This is a genomic window from Salinivibrio sp. IB282 (assembly GCF_001995685.1).
GTDB classification, from domain to species: Bacteria; Pseudomonadota; Gammaproteobacteria; order Enterobacterales; family Vibrionaceae; genus Salinivibrio; species Salinivibrio kushneri.
On record NZ_MUET01000047.1, the window covers coordinates 1 to 23,145 of the forward strand.

The following is a 23,145-nucleotide window of genomic DNA, read 5'->3' on the forward strand; positions in this document are numbered from 1 at the left end:
ATATAACACGATAACTCTCTCCTGAAAAACTTAACGCCAAAATAACAGGCTAATAAAGCTTGGCCATAATTTTGAGCGCAGCGAACCAAGCCAAGCTTTATTAGTCCGCGTTGATTTTCTTGTTATACGATGCCTCACACCAAGCACTGAAACTGACCGTTTTTAGCTTTGAAACCTAGCTTATTAAACAAAGCTTGAGACCGAAAGTTACCCTCATCAATATCTGCATACAATTTTTCAATGCCCAAAGATTTAGCATGAGAAAATAATAAAATAAGAGCTTCAGACATATACCCTTTTCGCCAGTGCGATGAATTTAGTAAGCATCCGACCTCACAGGAATCACCGTTATCACTAAAACTATGTAAGCCGCAGGTTCCAATAACTTTGTTTGTCGCTTGATCCATAACCGCCCATTCCAGCGATTCACCTGATTTCTCCAAACGGACGACGTTTTTTAACATCTGAACTATCATATCTTTCGATGTAAAAACTGGGTCTGAGGCAAATTCCATTGTTTTAATATCACCATAAATTTCAAACAAATCATCAGAATCATTCGTTTGAATTGACCTCAAAACAATTCTACTCCCGTGTAAATCAGGCTTCATTTCTCTCCTTAATCGTATAACATTGTATTAGTGCGCGTGCTCGATTTGTCAAAACCGTTATACGCGTCATTTTTTAACTAACTACCTATAATTAAACACATTTTTAACGCTTGAAGCAATCACCTTGTCTGCGAAAGTGTGCATGCCGCCTATCCCGGACAAGGCGTTCACACTATCCTCAAAGGATAACTTGTAACCCTTTGATTATATTGAACTAATAATTTCTCTTTCGGCGATAATGTGAATGTGTCTCGAAAAAGCGTGCACACTATTTGGCTTTCTCTACCAATAAGCTGTATGAATAAACAGTCTTAGATGGAGGGAAAGGATCATGACCAAAAGCCCGTTTATGGCAAGCCTTCAGCACGAGCTCAGGCGGCGAGGCTATGCGATCAAAACTGAGAAGAGTTACCTATACTGGGTGCGCCGATTTATCCTTTTCCATCACAAGCAACATCCGACAGAGCTCAGTGACGAGGATGTAAAAACGTTTCTGTCTTATTTGGCCAATGCGCAACAAATTTCACCGAATACGCAAAAGGTTGCACTTAATGCACTGGCCTTTCTATACAACCAGTTTTTAGACCAGCCGCTAGGTAAGATTGCGTTTAGTCCATCCAAAAAATCGCCGCGAATTCCAATTGTGCTCAGTAAAGAAGAAGTTGCCAGAATTTTTGCCTACCTTGGCGCAAGAGATAAGCTGATTTGTGGGCTGATGTACGGCAGTGGCCTACGCATCAATGAGTGCTTGAGGTTACGCATCAAGGATTTGGATTTTAATCATAACGCGATCACTGTTCATAATGGCAAAGGTGGAAAATCACGCACCACCTTGCTGCCTAATCAATTGGCCGGTGAGCTACATACATTATGTGAAAGAGCTGTCGACATTCAGCAAGGCGACAATCAAAAAGGTATCGGACCCTCGATGCCTTACGCGCTGGATAGAAAATACCCCAATGCGTACCGCAAGACAGGCTGGATGTTTATTTTTCCCTCTTACAATTATTGCCACCACCCAGTGTCTAATAAACTTTGCCGACATCATCTACATGATTCCAATGTGCGTAAAGCCTTGAATCAGGCAGTACAAAAGGCCGGCATCACCCATAAGCACGTTACCTGTCATACGTTTCGCCATAGCTTTGCCACGCAGATGCTTTTGGCGGGTTACGATATTCGCACCATTCAAACCTTATTGGGCCATACCGACCTCTCTACCACGCAGATCTATACCCATGTGATTGGCCAGCAATTTGCGGGTACAACAAGCCCAATGGATTTACTTTAACGCCCACGCTACCGCCCTTTGGTTGGCGGCGTCCAAAAGGCCTTACAGCGCGATTTTTTGTGGGATAGGTTATCAGACGCTTGGCAGTGTGTTTAGGCAAAGGGGTCTAAAATGTTGGTGGGGTCAGAATTTAGAAATTTGCGGGGGGTTATAAACGCAAAAAGCCGCTGACTAAGCAGCGGCTTTTTGATATGTGGCGGAGAGATAGGGATTCGAACCCTAGAAGGGCTATTAACCCTTGCCGGTTTTCAAGACCGGTGCTTTCAACCACTCAGCCATCTCTCCGGAACGCGGCGTATATTATTGGGTTGGGGTTGGCTTGTAAAGTGAAAAACTATAATTTGGAGTGCGTTTGGTTAGCTTTCAGCCAATAAAAAAAGAGGCCAGTGTTTGGCTGACCTCTTTTGGGAGTTTGCTAAGCGGCTTTAGATGTTTTCGACATCAAATTCCACTACCGGGCTCACGTCTGCGTCGTAGTCGACGCCTTCAACACCAAAGCCAAATAGCCTCAAGAACTCGGCTTTGTATTCGTTGTAGTCAGTCAACTCGGCGAGGTTCTCTGTGGTGATCTGTGGCCACAGGTCACGACAGTGCTGCTGAATGTCTTCACGCAGCTCTAGGTCATCTAAACGCAAGCGACGCTCGCTATCTACCTCTGGCTCGCTGCCATCGGCTTGATACAGGCGCTGAGTAAACATGCGATAGATTTGCTCCATGCAGCCCTCATGGACGCCTTCTTCGCGCATTTTCTTGAATACCATGGCGATATAAAGCGGCATCACCGGGATCGCTGAGCTAGCTTGGGTGACCACGCTTTTCAGTACCGCCACGTTGGCGCTACCGCCTTTAGCTGAAAGCGTTTGGTTTAGCGCGTTGGCAGCACGGTCTAAGTCCATTTTCGCTTTACCCAGCGCACCTTCCCAATAGATTGGCCAGGTAAGCTCTGTGCCAATGTAGCTGTAAGCGACGGTTTTGCAGCCTTCGGCGAGGACACCGGCGTCATTAAGGGCGTTGATCCAAAGCTCCCAGTCTTCACCACCCATCACGGTAACGGTATCTTGAATCTCTTGCTCGGTAGCCGGTTCAACACTGGCTTCGATGATTTCATCTTTGTTGGTATCGACGGCGGTTGAGGTGTAGGTCTCACCGATAGGTTTGAGTGACGAGCGCACCAACTCACCGCTGTCAGGTAGCTTACGCACTGGCGAGGCTAGCGAGTACACCACCATGTCAATTTGGCCAAGATCTTGTTTGATGAGCTCGATGGTTTTTTGCTTGGCTTCATGCGAGAAGGCATCGCCATTGAGGCTTTTTGAATACAGGCCTTCTTGCTTGGCAAATTTGTCGAACGCGGCTGAGTTGTACCAGCCTGCGGTGCCAGGCTTTTTCTCAGTGCCGGGTTTTTCAAAGAACACGCCAATGGTTGCAGCGCCGCCACCAAAGGCTGCCGCAATGCGTGAGGACAAGCCATAGCCGCTAGAGGCACCTACAACCAGTACACGCTTAGGCGCATTGGCAATCGGGCCTTGCGCTTTGGTGTAGTCAATTTGCTCTTTTACGTTGGCTTCACAACCAACGGGATGGGTGGTCGTACAGATAAATCCACGAATTTTAGGTTTGATGATCATATTCAACGTCCCTCACAAAATTGAGGCTAGGATAAATACTAACGCCTGCCTATGCATCCCCTTTTACGGAAAAAGGGCAAAAATACCCAGTGGTTGGAGGTGTTGCAGGCAAGAATAGTGGGCAAGATCTCAGCATTGTTGCCCTAAGGGCCAGGCCAATAAAAAAAGCGCCTGCGAGGTGCAGACGCTTTTTCGCGCAAGTTAGCGACCTTTATGCCGCTTTGCTTGGATTGGGCTTGGCAATGGCACCGCCTTCTAACTGGCTAGAGGTAAACCATTCGGCTTTAAAATCATCCACTTGCACCGCATAAGCACGCAGCGCATCAGCCTCTAGCAGTTTGTCACGGGCCTCGGCAGTGATGAGGTTTTGGTCAACCGCTTGTTGCGAGCGATCCGCCAAGCTGGCTTTGCCRTCAATCTGCTTGGCTTTCACCGCCTTGATCAGGGCTTTTTCGGTGTCACGACACGCCCACATTGCAGTAAAGGCACGATCCATCACCGCCACCGGATCGTCGGCTTTATCGCCCACGTAGCATAAGTGCGTCCAACGGTCGCGCTCTGCGCTCGGTATCATTAACTGCTCGGCAATCTGATTAAGCAGCTTGTCAGAGGGCATTTTGTAGTGCATGCCGAGTGGGAATAAAAGCCCCCGTAGGCTGCGGCCCACCCCTTTGGCGGGGAAGTTATTAAAGGCGCCATCAAACGCTTTGGCACACTGGGCTAGGCAATATTGCAGCGCATAGTGCACCATCGGCAGATCTTGGCTCGGACGGCCTTCATCTTCATAGCGCTTCAACGTTGCCGATGCCATATACAGATGGCTGAGAACATCCCCCAGACGCGCAGATAGCATTTCTCGGCGTTTCAGCTCACCGCCCAGTGACAACATCGCCACATCAGTGGTCACCGCTAGCGCACGACTCATGCGGGTAAGGTGACGATAGTATTTGGCCGTCTCGCCACTCACCGGTGCGCGGTTGGTCAGCGATCCGGTCAGCGCGTTGACCAGCCCCATCACGCTGTTTTTGGTAGCATGCCCAATATGTTTGAACAGTAATTTATCAAACGCTTGGGCGCCGGCTTCTTGGTCTGGGTTCGCCGCCGCTTCCATCTCTTCGAGCACGTAAGGGTGGCAACGGGTCGCCCCCTGACCAAAGATCATGAGGTTGCGGGTAAGAATGTTGGCGCCTTCCACCGTGATGGCCACCGGAATACCAAAGTAATGATGGCCGATGTAGTTAAGTGGCCCTAACTGAATCGCACGACCCGCGTGCACGTCCATCGAATCATTCAAGATGGTGCGCGCAATTTCGGTCATGTGGTATTTGGAAATCGCGGTGATGATTGCCGGTTTTTCTCCCTGATCCAGCGCGGTGGTGGTCAGGGTGCGAGTCGATTCAATTAAGTAGTTCAACCCGCCCATGCGGCCCAGGGCTTCTGCCACCCCTTCAAAGCGGCCAATGTGCATACCAAACTGTTTACGCACATAACTGTAAGCGCCTGTGGTACGGGTGGCGAGATGCCCTACCGCCGTCCCCAGTGCGGGCAACGAAATCCCCCGCCCAGCAGAGAGACACTCCACCAGCATGCGCCAACCACGGCCTGCGTAATCTTTACCGCCGATGATCCAATCAATCGGGATAAAGACATCCTCGCCCTTGGTGGTGCCGTTCATAAATGCCATGTTGAGCGGATTGTGGCGATCGCCAATTTCAACGCCTGGGTGGTCTGCCGGAACCAGGGCACAGGTGATGCCGAGGTCTTTTTTGTCCCCCAGCAGGCCGTCTGGATCACCCAGTTTAAACGCCAAGCCCACCACGGTCGCTACGGGCGCGAGTGTAATGTAGCGTTTGTTCCAGCTTAAGCGGATCCCCAGCACTTGTTCACCATTGTGCTCACCCATGCATACCACGCCGTGATCGGGAATACTGCCAGCATCGGATCCGGCTTCTGGGCCGGTTAAGCCAAAGCACGGCACTTCGCGGCCATCGGCCAAGCGTGGCAGCCAATAATCGCGCTGGTCTTGAGTACCATAATGAGTCAGCAGCTCACCTGGCCCCAGTGAGTTAGGCACCATCACGGTCACCGCGGCACTTAAGCTACGGGTGGCAATGCGCGATACGATGGTAGAGTTGGCCAGCGCCGAGAACGCGAGGCCACCGTATTCTTTGGGAATGATCAGCGAGAAAAAGCGCTCTTTTTTCAGATAATCCCAGACTTCTTCCGGCAGATCTTTTTGCTCTTGGACAATTTTAAAATCATCCAACATCGCCAAGAGGGTTTCTAGCTGGTTGTCGATAAACGATTGCTCTTCCGCTGTGAGTGTTGGCTTACCATACTGGTGCAACGTCTTCCAGTTTGGCGATCCGGAGAAGAGTTCACCGTCCCACCACACACTGCCGGCTTCCATCGCTTCACGCTCAGTGGCGGATAACGGTGGCAGCACTTTTTTGAAGAAAGTAAACGCTTTATCACTCACCAGTGAACGACGTAATGAAGTTTGAGAGCTCATGATTCAGGTCCTTTTGTTGATCATGGTTGCACTCTTTTTACTGTTATTGTGCGACCAGAACGGGTTTTTACATTGCACCTCACGCACCGTGATACACCTGTCGCTGCGCTGAGTGGTTCAAATAAGCGGGACGCACCGCATCCTCACTTGATGTGTTTTGCTTGCCCTACTCCGCTTGTGACTCCGTCGCGAAGGCGAGCACTTGCCCCTGTTGTGCCATTGCCGCGGGCTTGGCGTTCATCCCTGCTGCTAGATACGGAATTAAGCGGTCAACGATCGCTTCGGTATCGAGGGTGCGACCAAAATCGTTTTCGGCAATATCACGCAACGCTTCGCTAGACGCCATGGTGAAAATCGCCGCCCCGAGGGTGAAGTGTAAATGCCAAAATACCGCCTCTGACGTCAGTTCAGGGTTAGCTTTGCGTACCGCTTGGTTAAACAGCGACAGCACGTGTTCGTAACGGGTGGTGATAAACCAACGTAAATGCCCTTGTACATCGGTGTAACCACGGCCAATCAATTGCATAAAGGTGGCTGCGCCATGTGGTCGATACGCATCAAGCGCAAGCACTGGCTGCTTTGCACATGAGAATACTTGCTCCATCGTGCACTCTGGTCGCACTAAAAGCGCTTGCAGCTGTTCACCGAGCGCTGGCATAAACGCTTCGAGGTAGCGTCCGAGCACCGCACGCACCAGTGATTTTTTGTCGCCAAAGTGATAGTTCACTGAAGCAAGGTTGACGCCAGCCTTGCTGGTAATCGTACGTAACGACGTTTCTTTAAACCCGTGCTCGGCGAAGAGCTGCTCCGCGGCATCCAGAATTTTTGCTTTGGTGTCGCCTCGTCCTGCCATTGTTCATTCACCTGTATTAAACGCTTGTTTAACTTTATACGCAGACATGCCTTTTAACAACCCTGAAACACACACGCATCGCATGAGTAACATCACATTATTGAGTGATTTCTTCGAGACCGCGGCCAGGTGGCTTTACACCGGCGTTTGCTGCATGACCGTATATTGTTTGGTAAATAAAGAAGGAGGGTTTTCGTGCTTGGCTGACTATGTAATGCGTTGAATAAAAATGGTTAAGCAGCCCGTTCAGGCACTACCCCAGCCATCGCTGCGCTTTTTTTGTACAAAAGTGGGAACCTATACGCATTTCTGGCAGTCACACCTTGTGCCACTGCTTTTTCTAGAAGACTTTTCTTCTATGCCCACTCGCCGTTTGCTTGTGGGCTTTTTTATGCGCGGTTATGGAAGAGATCGCGTGCAGAAATCCGTTTTTATTGTGATTAAAATCACGAAACTGTCGCCAATTGACAAGATTTATCGACTTTTTTAAATCATCAGGAACTTCTTGGTCATCGCCCAGTCCTAATGGGTGCATCGGTAAGAAATGCCTTATTCCCCTCAGTAGTGAGGGAGCGTGATTCCTCTTTCTTTCCGACCTGCTGCTGCTTTTTCTACTTACTTTAGAGTTTGTTTGTCTCTACCTTTATTTTTGCCCACCTTGTGTGGGCTTTTTTTATTTTGGGGCCGGGTCATCGGAGGTTACCTGACCGTCGGCGATCATTTGATACGGTGAGGCATAGCGTAAGTTCAGCCCCAATTGCGCCAGCGTCTGCGAGGCATCAATCCATTTACCATCACCTGTACTTGGCTGATATTCAGGCGGCTGTAACCCCATCTCGCGCGCCGCCCAGCCATAGTAAACACTTTTTGATGGGTGCAGTTCCGCGCACAGATGAAAGGTATGACCCCATTGACGCTGATGAATAATCGCACTGATCGCAGCGATCACATCGCTGCGGTGAATCAAGTTCACCGGCTCATTTCCACCTGATAAGCCTTGTCGACCCGCCAACATGGTTGAAGGGTGACGCTCACCGCCAATCAACCCCGCGAGCCGCATGACGGTTCCTTTCTCTCCATACGTTTCGCGCAGATGCGCTTCGATATGTTCGTGTGCTTTACCTGACGCCGTAGTGGCAGCTGTCGCGGTTTGCTCTGTTACCTGTCCTTGAAGCGCCCCATATACAGACGTGGTGCTGATAAAGAGCACATGCTCAACGCCTGCTTGGGCCAGGCGGTCGATAAACGCGCACATAGCATCGCGGTATGCATCAAAGTCGGCGTGACGACGCCCTGCCGCGATATTGATCACCACGATGTCAGTCTCGAGCAATGCCGCCGCTGATTGATAATCCGGCGCCATCACATCAAACGGCACCACGGTGGTCGCCAGCGTCTCGCTCAATGCTTGCGCCGAGGCTGGCTCACGTTTGGTCCCCACCACGTGGTGTCCAGCGCCAAGTAGGTGTGACGCCAGCGGTTGGCCCAACCAACCACATCCACAAATTCCAACTTTCAATCCTGACACACGCGCTCCTTATGATTACCTAGGGTTACGTAATTATTTTTCAATGTAATGGTTCACACTATTCATTTCGACTGATTTTTGACCGTTTATTTATTTCACGCTGTAAATATATTCCTTAATTATGTAAGGAAATAACTAAAAGCGTGAATGGTGACAAAGTTTTTATGCTCAGATAGTCATAATAATGTCATTACAATCCGCGAGACGATAGACTATCTGTTACTAAGCGGCAGTCAAAAGCCGTGGTGAATGACACACTTAACACTTCATTGAAGCTCGCTCTCGCCGAGCGACAATTTTAACTTTGGTCTTGAACGTAAGCGGTAACTCAGATGAATACTCTGGAAAAAATACAAAAAAATCTTGAAAACTTCAGCAAATCTGAAAGAAAAGTTGCTGAAATCATTGTCGCCTCCCCTCAAACCGCTATTCACTCGAGTATTGCGACGTTGGCAAAGATGGCTGATGTGAGCGAGCCAACGGTTAACCGTTTCTGTCGTCGCCTCGACACCAAAGGCTTCCCAGACTTTAAACTTCACCTCGCGCAAAGCTTGGCCAATGGCACCCCGTATGTGAACCGCAACGTTGAAGAAAACGATGGCGCAGATGCTTACACGGCGAAGATTTTTGAGTCAACCATGGCCTGTTTGGATGTGGCGAAAAACAGCATCGACACGCACCAAATTAACCGTGCTGTCGATATGCTGACCCAAGCGAAAAAAATCGCCTTTTTCGGCCTGGGCGCCTCAGCGTCAGTGGCGCATGACGCGCAAAACAAGTTCTTCCGTTTTAACATTCCGGTGGTGTGCTTTAACGACATCGTGATGCAACGAATGAGCTGCATTAACTGTAATGACGGCGATGTAGTGGTGATGATTTCACACACAGGGCGTACCAAGAGTTTGGTCGATGTGGCTAACTTAGCGCGCGAGAACGGTGCCACCGTCATTGGCATCACCCAGCGCGACTCGCCGCTAGATAAAGTGTGTTCGCACACCATCCAGCTCGACGTGCCAGAAGACACCGACGAATACATGCCGATGGCCAGCCGTGTTGTGCAAATGACGGTGATCGATGTGCTGGCCACTGGTTTTACGCTTCGCCGCGGGCCTGGATTTAGAGATAACTTGAAGCGTGTCAAAGAAGCCATTCGCGATTCACGCTTTCATAAAGAATCCCTGACCTAACTAAGAGGAGTGCGTTGGCACTCCTTTTTTGTGTCATCTATTCGACGTTTTTAATGCGCTACACTGGTGTCRGCACCTCGTCGAATCCACGACTTGGCGGTGATGTTGCCCTTTCTGCTTTATCCCTTAAAACATCATCCTGTATATAGGAGTTAATCATGTCTGCAAAACTGAGAAGAACGAAGATTGTTACCACACTCGGCCCTGCCACCGACAAAGACAGTGTATTGGAATCGATTATTGCCGCCGGTGCTAACGTCGTTCGCCTTAACTTCTCTCACGGCAGTGCGGAAGACCATATTAAACGCGCCGATCAAGTGCGCGCGATTGCGGCGAAGCTTGGTCGTCACGTGGGTATTTTGGGTGATTTACAAGGCCCTAAAATCCGAGTGTCTACCTTTAAAGAGGGTGCCATCACCCTGGCGGTAGGCGATAAATTCACCTTGGATGGCGAGCTTTCGCCTGGCATGGGCGACCAAGACGCGGTCGGCCTTGACTATAAAGCCCTGCCCCAGGACGTTACCAATGGCGATATTCTGCTGCTCGATGATGGTCGCGTACAGCTCAAGGTATTGGCGGTTGAAGGGGCCAAGGTACACACCGAGGTCACGGTAGGCGGTAAGCTCTCTAACAACAAAGGGATCAACAAAAAAGGCGGTGGTCTGTCTGCCCCTGCGTTGACCGAAAAAGACAAGCAAGACATTCTCACTGCCGCCAAAATCGGCGTCGACTTCTTAGCGATCTCCTTCCCGCGCAACGGCCAAGATATGCACTATGCCCGCTCGTTGGCGCGCGATGCTGGCTTGGACGCGCGTTTGGTGGCCAAAGTCGAACGCGCCGAAACCGTGATCAGCGATGAGAGCATTGATGACATTATTGAAGCGTCTGACGTGGTGATGGTCGCGCGCGGCGATCTGGGTGTCGAAATTGGTGACCCAGAGTTGGTTGGGGTACAAAAGCAACTCATTCGCCGCGCCCGCAGCATGAACCGTTTGGTGATCACCGCCACCCAGATGATGGAATCAATGATTTCCGCCCCCATGCCTACTCGCGCGGAGGTGATGGATGTGGCCAATGCGGTGCTGGATGGTACGGATGCAGTGATGCTATCGGCAGAAACCGCCGCCGGCCAGTACCCATTGGAAACGGTACGCTCAATGGCTGAAGTGTGTGTCGGGGCTGAGAAGATGCCTTCGGTCAATATCTCCAACCATCGTCTCGATCGTCAGTTTGATAGCCAAGAAGAAACGGTCTCTATGGCCACCATGTATGCGGCGAACCATATGCAAGGGGTGAAAGCCATGGTGTCACTGACCGAGTCTGGCCGTACGGCCTTGATGATGTCGCGCATCTCTTCCGGTAAGCCCATTTTTGCCCTATCGCGTCATGAACACACGCTTAACCGTGCCGCCCTCTATCGTGGTGTGACGCCGGTGTATTTTGACAGCGACAGCGGTGCCGGCCTGCAAGTGGCGGAGCGCGCCCTGCAAACCTTGAAAGAAGGTGGCTTTTTGGCCGAAGGCGATCAGGTGATCATGACCCAAGGCGACCAAATGGAAGTGATTGGCTCTACCAACACCATGCGTGTGCTGACAGTGAAATAACTCGCGGATAAGCGCACACTGAAAAAGCAAAAGGCGACCTAGCTGGGTCGCCTTTTATGTTTGTCGTTGGAATCCGCTGATGCCCCAATGAGACCCTCGCGAGTCAATCTGGTTTAGGTCGCCAGTGCGGGTTGATGTGCGCCATTAAGATATGATCTTCCCATTGGCCATTAATCAACAAATAGTCGCGCGCTCGGCCCTCATGTTCAAAGCCGACCGCCTCCAATACCTTGGCACTACGCTGATTACATGGCATGTAGGACGCACACACACGATGGATGTGAACGTTATCAAACAGCCACTGATTCGTCGCGGCAAGCGCCCGACGCATAATCCCTCGTCCTTGTGCCGCTTCATCAAGCGAATAACCCACGGTGCACGAATAAGACGGGTATTGCATCACACTGGTATACGAAATCACCCCTAACACTTGAGGCGAGTCTTGCTTGGCAATCAAAAAGTAATACGCCAGCTGATGCTTTTGTAACTCCATCAACTGCAGCACGCGTCGCTTCCACCCCTGCTCAGTATAAAAGCCCGCCGCACGTTCAGGCTCCCAAGGCGCGAGAAAATCACGGTTGCGCTGAAAGTACTGCACCACCCGGGTTACGTCTTCATGGCTGATGGCATCAATGCGCAGCTCATCAACGGACAAACGCGGAAAGTGGCTAATCGACGACTGATACATACTGGCTTCCTGCATCGGCTTACTTTTTACCAATCCCATAGTCGCGCAGTTTGTTAGCGATCGCGGTGTGCGAGACATCCAATCGCTTGGCCAGCTTGCGCGTTGAAGGGTAGCTTCGATACAGGTTATGCAAAATCCCCGACTCGTAACGCTTCATGATTTCATCCAATGAGCCATCCATCGATTCTTCACTCATAAACTGGGTGTTTTCAATTTCTGGCAGTTGGACGTCATCGATCGTCATCACTTCTGCATCAATTTGCGTCATCGCATGAAGCAGTACATTGCGTAACTGGCGGATATTCCCGGGCCACGCATAATGTGTCAGATAATCAGCCAAGGCTTCGTCGATACGCGGCTTGGATTGCCCCAAGTCGGCAGCAAATTGTTTGACGAACAGCTCCGCCAGCGGCATCACATCGGCCGTTCGCTCTCTAAGTGGTGGCACGGTTAGCGATAACACATTGAGCCGATAGAAGAGATCTTCACGGAACTGATGGGCCGCCACCAGCTCGGGCAAGTTTTTCTGAGTCGAACAAATAACGCGCACATCCACCTGCATCTCGCGTTCTTCGCCGACACGACGGAAGGTCCCGTCTTGCATAAAGCGCAACAGTTTTACTTGCAGGTGGCGGCTCATTTCGCCGACTTCGTACAAGAATACGGTGCCACCATCCGCTTGCTCTAAAATGCCTTTTTTGGCACTACCGCCTTCTTCGGCGGCCGCCATGCCAAACAATTCGGTTTCAGCGGCGTTATCTGGCATAGACACACAGTTAACGAGTAGGAAAGGTTTGTCCGCGCGTAAGGAGTGACGGTGGCAGGCACGCGCTATCATTTCTTTACCTGTACCGGTTTCGCCTTGTACTAACAGTGGTGCATCCAACATCGCCAGCTTTTTCGCTTGGCCAATGAGCTGCTTAAACTTGTTTGATTGCCCCACAAGATGGTCAAACCCATGATCGCTTGGGGTACGGAACACGGTTTGCGAGGTGTTATTCATCGCCACCTGCTTAAGCTGCACCACCGCACTCACCAATACAGGCTGCTCACTTTCGTCATTGATGTGCACTGGCATCACTTCCATGAGGAAGTCGAGTCCGGCCATCACCACCATCCGACAACTTTGACTGGCTTCTTCTTTTTCCAGCCAGTGGGCAAACTGAAAGTCGGGAAACACGCTGTTGGCATGTTCATCGATAAGTTGGTGTTCACTCGAGCCAATCAAGTCTTGCGCCGCCTTGTTGGCCATATCAATGTAGCCATCGAGGTTAATCGACACCACAGGATCGGTCAGGCTTTCAACTAGTGCGCGCAACTCTTTGTGCTCGCGCTCAGCCGGTAAAAACTGTACTTTGCGTACGTCGGTGACCCCAGAAATCAGTCGAATTTCTGACATCAACTGGCTAAAGGCGTCGAATTCAATTTCCGGACAGTTGAGGTATATGATCCCGACCTGGTCAATTTCAATACCCCGCAGGTCGATGTCGCGGCGCACCAGAATATCGAGGAGTTCGCGGGTAAGCCCGATCCTATCTTCACAACAGACTTTCAGTCTCATAATGGATTCCTGTGACTTGACAGTGATACCCAATACCGGCAGCAAGCCTTGTGGCGATGCATACTTAAAACTCTGCCCGCTTCAACGGGTTACTGAAGCATTCATCGTCGTGGCTGCCTGCGCTGCATTAGCTGTCAGGATAAGTTGACACTGAAGCGGAGTTTGAGCGGGTTAGGGGGAACAGTCAAGCCCTGATACGATTTTTGCCTTACGCCGTCACGTTTGTAGCACAGAAAACACGCAATTAACTCACTGATTATTCTATGAATACGAGCGTGGCTGGTGAGCTTGCCTCCCAGCCACCTTCTCGGCGTGCATTATCACCCATCTTGTTGACGCTTGCCCGCCAGTCGCTTGATTAACTCACGACGAAGCTGCGACAGGCTGGGCGCGGCTTGACCATGCCAAGGCAGTGGCCGCATCAATGTCATGGTTTTTAGCCCTAACCGCGCGGTGAGCAGGCCAATACCGAGCCCCTGCGCCACCCGGCCTGATACGCGACCCGCGATATTCACCGACAGCACATCAAAGCCCACATCGGTCATCGCCTCACTGGCACCCGCCAGCGCCATGTTGGTGAGCACCATTTTCAGCAAACGAAAACGTGCTTTAACGCCCAGTTGGATCCCGTAGATCTGCGCGATACGCGTCATCAAGTAAAAATTACGCCACGCCACCAGCAACATATCTGCTACCGCCAACGGGCTGACCGCCACCATGAGTGCGGCTTCTTGCGCGTGCTTGGTGACCAAAGCACGCGCCGCTTTATCTTGTGCGCTGAGCACTTGCTGCTCATAGAGGCTCAGAATTTCACTGTCATTATGTGTGGCCGCCAGTTGCTGCTGCCAGTTGGCAAAGGCGGCCGTTTGCGCCTGCCCGGTTTGCTCAGCCAATTGCTGACAAAACCGTTCTCCTTGCCCCACCGTATTACTGCTTAGCAGCTCTTCTGCTTGCTCTCGTACCGCTTCACGCTCCACCAAGCGGCGCATCGCCCGCCACTCTTTGCCTAGCATTACCAGTCCGATTGTGGCTACCGCAACCAACAGGCCTTGCCAACCCAGGCTCAACCAATCTCGCGCCAGCCAACTTTGATAGGCGCTGTCCGCTGATTGCCACACCGCGAGTAATACGGTCACTAATAGCAAAAACGACCATACGCGGCGACGTTGTCGTGGTGTTGGCGTTAGGGTCGCTTCAAGTTCCGCATCCCACTCTTCACTCGGTGCAGGGGTAAAATCGGTTTCCGATTGGAACTGTATGCCTTGTTGGATTCGACTTTCCGTGTCGTGTTCTACATCCACATCCTGTGCAAAAGTTTGCTTTGGCTTGTATTGCGTCATCGCGCTCTCACTTATCGAAATTTATCGCCCAGCAAGTAATCCAATGCCTTATCCATACGAATGTGCGGTAACGGCGCATCCAGGGGGGCTTGCTGAGGGCGGAAAGAGGGAAAATCAAACCCTTGCGCTTGCCAGAATGTCTCTTCAGGTAACTGCGCTGGCACATCACCCGGGTATAAGGTGACTGGCGAATTGTCGGCAAGAAAGCCTTTTAGCGCGCGCTGGTTTTCGCCTTTTACCGAGACATAACCGGGTGTGGTGGCTTCAATTGCGGCCACACTTTGGCAACGCATATCAATGCCCTCGAACGCGGCTTGCTGCCACGCCTGATGAACGATTTGTTGTAATAAGCTCACCATATTTGGGTGTTGATCGGGGGTCACATGATCGGCTTTAGTGGCCGCAAACAAGACCTTGTCAATCCGTGGTGAAAACAGTCGTTTCATCAACCCTGATTTGCCATATTTAAAGCTTTGCATCAGCTGCTCAACGGCAAGACGCATATCATGAAACGCCGCGGGGCCGGCATTCAGGGGCTGCAAGGTATCCACCAGGATCACTTGCCGGTCTATTTTGGCAAAATGCTCGCGATAAAAATTAGCAACCACGTGCTCACAATAATAGTCGTAGCGCGCTTTTAGCACACCGTAGTTGGAGTCTTTCCCGGCTTTGGCCAACGCTTGCTCGTCCTGTTTCCCCACCCATGGGAAGAACTGCACCACAGGCGCGCCCGCTAGTTCACCTGGCAGCACAAATCGACCTGGCTGCACCCAGTGCAAGCCTCCGTGCGCTTTACACTGATGCAAAAACGCGGTGTAGTCTTCGGCAATGTCCGCCAGCATTTTTTCATCCGCCGGGGCAAATGGATCAAGCGCCGCCGCTTTGSTTGTCCAGGTATCCGCCAGCTCGCCGCGGCGACCAGTGAGTAGCCCTGCTTGTTTGGCCGACCATTGCGAGTAGCTTTGGCTTAACAAAGGCAAATCGAGCAGCCACTCCCCCGGATAATCGACAATATCCACGTATAGCGTGGCCATTTCATTGATTGCCCTCAGTGCTGCCGACTGGGGGCGATAGCGCACCGCGAGGCGTACTTCACTGACATCACGTGTCGGTGACGGCCATACCGGTGGGGTTTGATGAAGCGCCTGCATGGCACTGTCGTAATCAAACGCGGGCAGATGCATGTGCGGATGGGGCTCTCGACGTGCACCCAAGCCCCGCCCCTGTTGCACCAATGACATCAGCGGTAAGTTGGGCTCGGTGCCTAAATGCGTCAGTTGATTAATGAGAGAGGTAATAAAGGCGGTTTTACCCGCACGAGAAAGACCGGTTACCGCGAGGCGAACATGACGGTCAGCCCCACGGCTCACCCACTGCTTCACACGCCTTTTCACTGATGGCATAGGTTGATATGGCTCCTAATTGGCCAAGCTGCCCAAACAGGGCAGCGAGGTTAGAGTTGTTTGAAGGCTTGGTCGACGTTAAAGGTCGAAGAGGTCACATAGGCTTCCATGTGCGTCACCTTATCTTCCATTTGGCTAAACTCGCGGTCGAGATCGGCAATCAATTGGCTCGCCGATTTTCCTGACTGCCAAGGTTTTTGCTTCACTTGATGCTCTTGTTGCGCGGCACTCGGCTCTTGCCTGACCTCTGGCGGCTTTTTATCCAGGATCAGTACCGCCGCGATATAAGCGACCACCACAAAGAACCCAAAACCGAGTAAAAACGCCGAGACAGTGAGGATGCGCACTAACCAAGTTTCCATGCCAAAGTGATTGGCAAGCCCGGCGCACACCCCAGCGATGCGGCCATTTTCTGGATCTCTATACAAGGTACTATTCATGCGCGTTGCCTCCAGTGGGGGGCTTCTGCATCCAATAAACGTTCTAGGTTATCAACCCGCGCCTGCAGCTTTTCGGCACGTTGCGCCAGTTGTTGCAGTGTCTCGTAATCTTGCCCACTCAGGCCTTGCGCCACTTGACGCTTACTGCGGTAATGCAGAAATAACCACAGCGGGGCGACAAACAGCAGAAAAATCGCCAGTGGGAAACCGAGAAATAATGATGACATGTCCGCTCCTTGTGGCCTTGGTTACGATTGGTTGTCTTTCATTTTGGCTTTTAAAGACGCCAGCTCTTTTTCAATCTCATCTTGCGCTTGTAAGTCAGCGAACTCGTCTTCTAGGCCTTTGCCCTTGCCGACTTGATAACTGTCCGCTTCTGCTTCTAGTTCGTCAATACGGCGCTCATATTGTTCAAATTTCGCCATCGCTTCATCGGCGCGGCCACTGCCAAGGTGACGACGCACATCGCGACGATTACCCGCGGTTTCACGACGAATAGTCAGTGATTGCTGGCGTGCGCGTGTCTCGCTTAACTTGGTTTCTAATGCCGCAATTTCGCCAGCAAGCTTCTCTACGCTTTCGTTGATCAGCGTCAGCTCTTCATCCAACGCAACTTTAACATCATGTGCTTTTTGCTTCTCAATCAATGCCGCACGAGCCAGGTCTTCACGATCCTTTTGCAAGGCGAGTGAGGCTTTATCCTGCCACTCTTGGATCTGACGCTCGATATTTTCAATTTTACGCGCGACCTCTTTTTTATCGGCTAGCGCTTTTGCCGACGAGGTACGCACCTCAACGAGGGTGTCCTCCATTTCTTGAATGATCAAACGGATCATTTTTTGTGGATCTTCTGCCTTATCCAACAAAGCATTGACGTTGGCATTCACAATATCAGCAAAACGCGAAAAAATTCCCATCATAAACTCCTTAATACACTTCCTCATTGATGAGCCCTAGGGTTAAAGCCAATGGCGCGTTAACCCGTGGTACTCGGCTCTGACACACCCAACTGTAATCAAATCCCATGCCAACTTTTAAGGCGTTTATTTTCAATAAGTTAAAAAGGATTGCGTTACTCTGCTAAAAAGACCATGATGAAGAAAACCACTATTTGGTAAAAATCGCCATGCGTGAGCAAGACAATTTATTGGGTGAATCGGACCGTTTTCTCGCCGTGTTGGATCATGTCAGCCAACTGGCACCGCTTAACCGTCCAGTGCTGATTATGGGTGAGCGCGGAACCGGGAAAGAGTTGATTGCACAGCGCCTGCATTATCTCTCCGCCCGTTGGTCGCAACCGTTGGTGAGTTTAAATTGCGCCGCACTCAGCGAAGGATTGATCGACTCAGAGTTGTTCGGCCACGAAGCCGGCGCCTTTACCAACGCCAAAGGCCGACATGCGGGACGCTTTGAGCGGGCGGAAGGCGGCACCTTGTTTTTGGACGAGATCGCCACCGCACCATTGGGCGTGCAGGAAAAGCTGCTGCGGGTGATTGAATATGGCGAATACGAGCGTGTTGGCGGCACGTCTCCTCTGCGTGCCGATGTGCGCCTTATCTGTGCCACTAATGAAGACTTACCTGGATTGGCACATGAGAACCGCTTTCGACCCGACTTGCTTGATCGGCTGGCGTTTGATGTCATTCACCTCCCGCCACTTCGCGAGCGTCAGCAAGATATTTTGTTATTGGCTGAGCACTTTGCGATGAAAATGGCCGTGGAGCTTGGCTACGCGTTATTTGCWGGCTTTTCCGAGCACGCTAAGTCTCAATTGTTAACGCATACGTGGCCAGGCAATGTGCGTGAATTAAAAAATGCCGTCGAGCGTGCCCTCTCCCGTCACAATGATCCCAACACGCCCATCGACACGATTTGTTTAGACCCTTTTTCACCGCCTTGGCAGCGGGCTCATTCTGCGGTCACTGCGGCCACTTCCACCACCAAAGCCGACTCACTGCCCCCTCTGCCACTCGACCTCCGACAATGGCAAACCACGCAAGAACGCGATTTGGTCACAGCGGCGCTGTCGCAAGCCAACTATYATCAGAGAAAGGCCGCGCAGTTACTTGGCCTAAGCTACCATCAATTTAGGGGGCTGCTGCGAAAACATAACGTGGGGCAACACGACGCGCATGACCCGATGCGCTGAGTGTACGGACACAGATACACCCCCAATGCAAAGAAACACCAGATAGCCCCTACTTTGCTTGGTGGTAAAGCCGTTTCGGTGGTAGATTACGGGGTTTACTTTGATAGCTGATTTCACTTGGTTTATGCGCGTTTTTTTCCAGTTTTTGATCCTGGGGGTGAGTGGGCTGCTCCTTGCAGGTTGTGACGCTGCCAGCGATCAACGTGCGGCCGACAATCGTGGCTTTGTGTTTTGTGGCCCTGGCCAGCCGAACACCTTTAACCCTCAGTTGACCGATGGCGGCCTCACGGCTGATACCTTGTCGAGTCAGCTTTATGACCGTCTGCTGCGACTCAATCCCGAGACGTATCAACCCGAGGCGATGCTAGCAAAAAGCTGGCAGGTGAGTGATGATGGTAAAACCTACACCTTTTCTCTGCGTCGTGGCGTCGCGTTTCATCGCAGTGTTCAGTTTACCCCTTCGCGGTACCTCAACGCCGACGATGTGGTGTTTTCCTTTCGTCGCCTTATTAACCCACGCCATCCTTTTCATCACATTTCCGGTGGTCAGTATCCGTGGTTTGATAGCATGAACTTTGCCGGCTTGGTGACCAGCGTTAAAGCGCTCGACACCTACCGCGTGCAATTTACCCTCTCTCGGCCCGATGTCTCTTTTCTCTCCACCTTGGCTACCAACTTTTCAGTGATCCTTTCAAAAGAGTATGCCAACCAATTGCTGGAGGCGGGCACACCAGAGAAGCTCGATACCTATCCGGTTGGTACCGGCCCTTTCGCGCTGGCGGAGTACCAGCCGCGCGAGCTTATTCGACTGCGCCGCCATTGGCAGTACTGGCAAGGCCCTGCGCCGATGGAACAGGTGGTGTTTGATGTTTCCACGCGCGGCACAGGGACGCTTGCAAAAATGCTGACGGGCGAGTGTGATGTGCTCGCCTCGCCCGTTGCGAGCCAGCTTCCCGTGGTCGTCGGTGATGAGCGCTTCAGTTTATCGTCGCAAACAGGGATGAATGTGGCCTTTATTGCGCTCAATACCCGCCACCCTGCGTTATCGGAAGTGGCAGTACGTCAAGCGATTAACCTAGCGATTGACCGAGGGGCGCTGCTCAGTTCGGTCTATTATGGCACTGGCGCGCCGGCCACCAGCTTACTGCCACCCATGTCATGGGCCTATGATCCTAATCGAAAAACCCAGTATGATCCCAAGCTGGCCGCGGCATTACTTGCCAAAGCGGGCTATCGTCATGGTTTCAGTGTCGATTTAACCGTGCCGCTTAAACCCACGGCGTTTAACCCCAGCCCACGTAAAACCGCGGAATTAATCCAAGCGGACTTGGGAGAAATTGGTATCGACGTCGATATTATCCCGGAGAAAACCGTCAATCGCACGTCAATTCGCCAAGGTGATGACAGCCACGATATGGTATTAACGGGATGGGTCGCCGATAATGGCGATCCTGATACGTTTTTACGTCCTTTGCTCACCTGCAACGCGAAGTTTACGGGCTGGAACATCTCTAACTGGTGTAACCGCTTTTTTGACCAAACGCTAAATCAGGCGATTGCCACGGACAAGATAGCCAAGCGCAAGGCGTTATATCAGGAAGCTCAAACTATCCTTGACCGTCGCATGCCCGTCATTCCCCTGGCCCACGGCATTCAGCATCAAGTGCGTGACGCCAGCCTAACCGGACTGACAATGACGCCCTTTGGGGCCGACAGTTTCGCCGATGTGTCGCGGGAGCGCTAACCGATGTTGATTTATACGTTACGACGCCTCAACTTATTTTTAATCACCCTAGTGATCCTGACCTTGGTCGCCTATAACATTATGTTGCTGGCACCCCATTCAAATTGGCACCAATTTGATTACTGGATAGGCTGGATCTACTACATTCGCCAACTGCTTGATGGCGACCTCGGCTTAGCCGCCAATGGCTCACCGGTTGTCGAGACACTGGCGCACGTCGCACCCGCGACCTTAGAGCTATGCTTTGCCGCGCTCTTTATTAGCTTGATTGTGGGCGTGCCATTGGGCACGCTGGCTGGCATTCGTAGCCAAGGGCCTGCAGATAAAGTGATTTCTTCGTTTGCCCTGGTGGTGTTCTCCATCCCTACATTCTGGTTGGCTATCCTCTTTATCATGGTTTTCTCGCTCGACTTACAGTGGTTTCCGGTGTCTGGGCGCTATAACCTTTTGTATGAAATCCCGCATATTTCCGGCTTCGCGCTGGTGGATTTGTGGCTGTCAGACTTACCGCTACAAGGCAAGGCCGCAACAGATATTGTCCGCCACCTGGTGTTACCGACCCTAACGCTTGCCGTGGTCCCGACCACCGAGATCATTAAAATGGTACGCGACTCTATGGCCTATGTGATGCGACAGAATTACATCAAAGCCGCCGCGACCAAGGGGCTATCAAAAACGGAAATCGTGCTTCGTCACGGGATGAAAAACGCCATTCCACCGATCATCCCTAATTTTGGTTTACTGGTTTCCACTATGGTGACCTTTGTGATCATCGTCGAGTCAGTCTTTAACTGGCCTGGGATTGGGCGCTGGCTACTCGATACGCTCATCGCTAAAGATTATGTGTCAGTACAAGGCGGCGTCTTGGTCATTGGTGGGTTTGTATTACTGATTAATATCATCTCGGATGTATTGGGGGCCTTTATGAACCCGCTGGTAAGGAAAAAATGGTATGCCCTCAAATAGTGTGTACGTTGAACAGCATATCCCGACCCAATTCGAGCGCACCTGGAATGCGTTTCGTCGCAACAAGCTTGCGGTGATTGGCTTTTGGTGCCTGGTTGGGCTCATCCTTGTTACCTTATTTGCCCCCCTTCTCGCCCCGTGGAGCCCGCAGCATCAAACAGGTCACTTACTGATGGCGCCCTCTTGGGTGCAATCAGGGCAAATTGAGTACTTTTTAGGGACCGATGATCTGAGCCGCGATATGCTCTCACGCCTGATTGCGGGCTCTCGACTCACCTTTGGCTATGCGCTGATCACCGCATTGGCCGCGTCGCTGGTCGGTGTGGCGATTGGCGTACTGGCTGGGATGACCAAGGGACTCAAGTCGAGTGTATTAAACCATATCCTAGATAGTATCCTTTCTATTCCATCATTATTGTTGGCCATTATCGTGGTGGCGTTTTTAGGTGTGGGAGAAACCCAAGTATTACTCGCTATTTGGCTATCACTGATCCCACGTATCATTCGCGCCGTGTATACCGCGGTGCATGATGAAATAGGGAAAGACTATATCATTGCCGCGCGCTTAGATGGAGCCAATGATTTTTATCTGCTCTATCACTCGATTTTGCCCAATATCGTCACTGTGCTGAGTACCGAAATTACCCGCGCGATTTCTGTCGCCATTCTTGATGTGGCGGCACTCGGCTTTTTAGGTCTTGGGGCACAGCCGCCCGCGCCTGAATGGGGCGCCATGTTAGGGGATTCTGTCGAGCTGATTTTCACTGCGCCTTGGACGGTCACTTTGCCTGGAATGGCGATTGCGTTCAGTGTGTTGGTTGTTAACCTAGTGGGTGAGGGGATCAGCCAAGCCATCAACGCAGGAACTGAATAATGCCGTTACTTGATATTCGACACCTGACCATAGAAATAGAAACCCCACAAGGCATGGTGAAAGCCGTCGATCGTATGAGTTTAACCATCAATGATGGTGAAATTCGTGGCTTGGTGGGTGAATCCGGATCGGGCAAAAGCTTAGTGGCTAAAGCCATTTGCGGCGTCACTAAGGATCAATGGCATGTGACCGCCGACCGATTACGCTTGGGTAATATCGACCTATTAGAACTACCCGCGCGCGAGCGCCGCCATGTGGTCGGCAAAGACATTGCGATGATTTTCCAAGAGCCTTCCACCTGTCTTGACCCTTCCGAAGTGGTGGGACATCAGCTTGAAGAGGCGATTCCGCCCGCTTCATTCTCAGGCAGTTGGTGGCAGCGTTTGAATTGGCGCAAACAACATTCGATTGCCTTGCTGCATAAAGTGGGCATCAAGGATCACAAGCGAGTCATGGAAAGCTACCCGTACGAGCTGACCGATGGCGAGTRTCAAAAGGTGATGATTGCGATGGCGATTGCCAACCGCCCTCGCCTATTGATTGCCGATGAACCGACCAACGAGTTAGATCCCATTACTCAGGCGCAGATATTTCGTTTACTGAGTCGCACCAATCAGCTCTCCAACACCACCATTTTGCTGATTAGTCATGACCTGACCTTGGTGACGCGTTGGGCTGATAGGATCACCGTGATGTATTGTGGCCAGTCAGTGGAATCGGGTAACCGCGAGCAAATTTTGACGACGCCGCATCACCCCTATACCGA

General features: G+C 51.5%; 20 protein-coding genes and 1 tRNA gene. 8 read left to right on the top strand and 13 right to left on the bottom strand.

The genetic code is table 11. The features are described from left to right. Positions 1-134: 134 nt before the first annotated feature. Complete coding sequence (locus tag BZG14_RS10365; RefSeq protein ID WP_077608681.1) at positions 135-611, bottom strand: GNAT family N-acetyltransferase; 477 nt, start codon at positions 609-611, stop codon at positions 135-137. A gap of 331 nt (positions 612-942) precedes the next feature. Here BZG14_RS10365 and BZG14_RS10370 point away from each other — a divergent pair, with 331 nt between their 5' ends. Continuing rightward, entirely contained in the window at positions 943-1,902 is a 960-nt protein-coding gene (locus tag BZG14_RS10370; protein ID WP_077458082.1) for an integron integrase, read from the top strand. Positions 1,903-2,096: 194 nt separating this feature from the next. Here the strand turns inward: BZG14_RS10370 and BZG14_RS10375 are convergent. From BZG14_RS10375 to BZG14_RS10400, 5 genes are all read right to left on the bottom strand, one after another. Next, a tRNA-Ser gene (locus BZG14_RS10375) sits at positions 2,097-2,187 on the bottom strand. A gap of 140 nt (positions 2,188-2,327) precedes the next feature. Further along, positions 2,328-3,530: an enoyl-ACP reductase FabV gene (fabV, locus tag BZG14_RS10380; RefSeq protein WP_077485671.1), complete on the bottom strand. Its 1,203-nt coding sequence runs from the start codon at positions 3,528-3,530 to the stop codon at positions 2,328-2,330. A gap of 211 nt (positions 3,531-3,741) precedes the next feature. Beyond that, positions 3,742-6,042 carry an acyl-CoA dehydrogenase gene (locus tag BZG14_RS10385; protein ID WP_077485669.1) on the bottom strand — a complete coding sequence of 767 codons (2,301 nt, stop codon included), beginning with the start codon at positions 6,040-6,042 and terminating at the stop codon, positions 3,742-3,744. A gap of 166 nt (positions 6,043-6,208) precedes the next feature. Next, a complete protein-coding gene (locus BZG14_RS10390; protein WP_069361486.1) occupies positions 6,209-6,895 on the bottom strand; it encodes a TetR/AcrR family transcriptional regulator in 687 nt (228 codons plus the stop codon). A 673-nt stretch (positions 6,896-7,568) separates the two neighbouring features. After that, a complete protein-coding gene (locus BZG14_RS10400; protein WP_077608683.1) occupies positions 7,569-8,423 on the bottom strand; it encodes an NAD(P)H-binding protein in 855 nt (284 codons plus the stop codon). A gap of 332 nt (positions 8,424-8,755) precedes the next feature. On the opposite strand from BZG14_RS10400, the gene BZG14_RS10405 reads away from it, so the two are divergent. Both BZG14_RS10405 and pyk read left to right on the top strand, forming a co-directional pair. After that, positions 8,756-9,610 carry a MurR/RpiR family transcriptional regulator gene (locus tag BZG14_RS10405; RefSeq protein ID WP_046073477.1) on the top strand — a complete coding sequence of 285 codons (855 nt, stop codon included), beginning with the start codon at positions 8,756-8,758 and terminating at the stop codon, positions 9,608-9,610. Between the two features lie 158 nt (positions 9,611-9,768). Continuing rightward, positions 9,769-11,214 (top strand): pyruvate kinase, encoded by a 1,446-nt coding sequence (pyk, locus tag BZG14_RS10410; RefSeq protein ID WP_069361483.1) that lies wholly within the window; start codon positions 9,769-9,771, stop codon positions 11,212-11,214. Positions 11,215-11,317: 103 nt separating this feature from the next. Here pyk and BZG14_RS10415 read toward each other — a convergent pair whose 3' ends face one another. From BZG14_RS10415 to pspA, 7 genes are all read right to left on the bottom strand, one after another. Next, positions 11,318-11,941 (bottom strand): GNAT family N-acetyltransferase, encoded by a 624-nt coding sequence (locus BZG14_RS10415; RefSeq protein ID WP_241824656.1) that lies wholly within the window; start codon positions 11,939-11,941, stop codon positions 11,318-11,320. Further along, a complete protein-coding gene (gene tyrR, locus BZG14_RS10420) occupies positions 11,922-13,463 on the bottom strand; it encodes a transcriptional regulator TyrR (RefSeq protein WP_069361481.1) in 1,542 nt (513 codons plus the stop codon). Before tyrR ends, BZG14_RS10415 begins: the two co-directional genes overlap by 20 nt. 320 nt (positions 13,464-13,783) lie before the next feature. Further along, on the bottom strand, positions 13,784-14,803 hold the full coding sequence (locus tag BZG14_RS10425; RefSeq protein WP_077608685.1) for a YcjF family protein: 1,020 nt from the start codon (positions 14,801-14,803) through the stop codon (positions 13,784-13,786). Positions 14,804-14,814: 11 nt separating this feature from the next. Then, complete coding sequence (locus tag BZG14_RS10430; protein ID WP_077608686.1) at positions 14,815-16,206, bottom strand: YcjX family protein; 1,392 nt, start codon at positions 16,204-16,206, stop codon at positions 14,815-14,817. Positions 16,207-16,256: 50 nt separating this feature from the next. Next, the gene (pspC, locus tag BZG14_RS10435; RefSeq protein ID WP_077458066.1) at positions 16,257-16,646 is read right to left on the bottom strand and encodes an envelope stress response membrane protein PspC; all 390 of its coding nucleotides are present in this window, start codon (positions 16,644-16,646) and stop codon (positions 16,257-16,259) included. Beyond that, entirely contained in the window at positions 16,643-16,873 is a 231-nt protein-coding gene (gene pspB / locus BZG14_RS10440; RefSeq protein ID WP_046073483.1) for an envelope stress response membrane protein PspB, read from the bottom strand. Before pspB ends, pspC begins: the two co-directional genes overlap by 4 nt. Before the next feature lie 21 nt (positions 16,874-16,894). Next, positions 16,895-17,563: a phage shock protein PspA gene (pspA, locus tag BZG14_RS10445; RefSeq protein WP_077608687.1), complete on the bottom strand. Its 669-nt coding sequence runs from the start codon at positions 17,561-17,563 to the stop codon at positions 16,895-16,897. Between the two features lie 209 nt (positions 17,564-17,772). On the opposite strand from pspA, the gene pspF reads away from it, so the two are divergent. From pspF to BZG14_RS10470, 5 genes are all read left to right on the top strand, one after another. Further along, entirely contained in the window at positions 17,773-18,795 is a 1,023-nt protein-coding gene (gene pspF / locus BZG14_RS10450) for a phage shock protein operon transcriptional activator (protein WP_077608688.1), read from the top strand. Between the two features lie 124 nt (positions 18,796-18,919). Next, complete coding sequence (sapA, locus tag BZG14_RS10455) at positions 18,920-20,539, top strand: ABC transporter substrate-binding protein SapA (protein ID WP_077458060.1); 1,620 nt, start codon at positions 18,920-18,922, stop codon at positions 20,537-20,539. Positions 20,540-20,542: 3 nt separating this feature from the next. Then, a complete protein-coding gene (locus BZG14_RS10460; RefSeq protein WP_069361474.1) occupies positions 20,543-21,505 on the top strand; it encodes an ABC transporter permease in 963 nt (320 codons plus the stop codon). Beyond that, entirely contained in the window at positions 21,492-22,379 is an 888-nt protein-coding gene (gene sapC, locus BZG14_RS10465; RefSeq protein ID WP_069361473.1) for a putrescine export ABC transporter permease SapC, read from the top strand. Before BZG14_RS10460 ends, sapC begins: the two co-directional genes overlap by 14 nt. Further along, positions 22,379-23,145 (top strand): ATP-binding cassette domain-containing protein (locus tag BZG14_RS10470; protein ID WP_077608689.1); only part of this gene is annotated, 767 nt, incomplete at its 3' end. The genes sapC and BZG14_RS10470, both read left to right, overlap by 1 nt.

Excerpts from the sequence above, each read along its gene's own strand:
- BZG14_RS10365 (WP_077608681.1), bottom strand. The coding sequence starts at position 611 with ATGAAGCCTGATTTACACGGGAGTAGAATTGTTTTGAGGTCAATTCAA.
- BZG14_RS10370 (WP_077458082.1), top strand. The coding sequence starts at position 943 with ATGACCAAAAGCCCGTTTATGGCAAGCCTTCAGCACGAGCTCAGGCGG.
- fabV (WP_077485671.1), bottom strand. The coding sequence starts at position 3,530 with ATGATCATCAAACCTAAAATTCGTGGATTTATCTGTACGACCACCCAT.
- BZG14_RS10390 (WP_069361486.1), bottom strand. The coding sequence starts at position 6,895 with ATGGCAGGACGAGGCGACACCAAAGCAAAAATTCTGGATGCCGCGGAG.
- BZG14_RS10405 (WP_046073477.1), top strand. The coding sequence starts at position 8,756 with ATGAATACTCTGGAAAAAATACAAAAAAATCTTGAAAACTTCAGCAAA.
- pyk (WP_069361483.1), top strand. The coding sequence starts at position 9,769 with ATGTCTGCAAAACTGAGAAGAACGAAGATTGTTACCACACTCGGCCCT.
- BZG14_RS10415 (WP_241824656.1), bottom strand. The coding sequence starts at position 11,941 with ATGGGATTGGTAAAAAGTAAGCCGATGCAGGAAGCCAGTATGTATCAG.
- tyrR (WP_069361481.1), bottom strand. The coding sequence starts at position 13,463 with ATGAGACTGAAAGTCTGTTGTGAAGATAGGATCGGGCTTACCCGCGAA.
- BZG14_RS10425 (WP_077608685.1), bottom strand. The coding sequence starts at position 14,803 with ATGACGCAATACAAGCCAAAGCAAACTTTTGCACAGGATGTGGATGTA.
- pspC (WP_077458066.1), bottom strand. The coding sequence starts at position 16,646 with ATGAATAGTACCTTGTATAGAGATCCAGAAAATGGCCGCATCGCTGGG.
- pspB (WP_046073483.1), bottom strand. The coding sequence starts at position 16,873 with ATGTCATCATTATTTCTCGGTTTCCCACTGGCGATTTTTCTGCTGTTT.
- pspA (WP_077608687.1), bottom strand. The coding sequence starts at position 17,563 with ATGGGAATTTTTTCGCGTTTTGCTGATATTGTGAATGCCAACGTCAAT.
- sapA (WP_077458060.1), top strand. The coding sequence starts at position 18,920 with ATGCGCGTTTTTTTCCAGTTTTTGATCCTGGGGGTGAGTGGGCTGCTC.
- BZG14_RS10460 (WP_069361474.1), top strand. The coding sequence starts at position 20,543 with ATGTTGATTTATACGTTACGACGCCTCAACTTATTTTTAATCACCCTA.
- sapC (WP_069361473.1), top strand. The coding sequence starts at position 21,492 with ATGCCCTCAAATAGTGTGTACGTTGAACAGCATATCCCGACCCAATTC.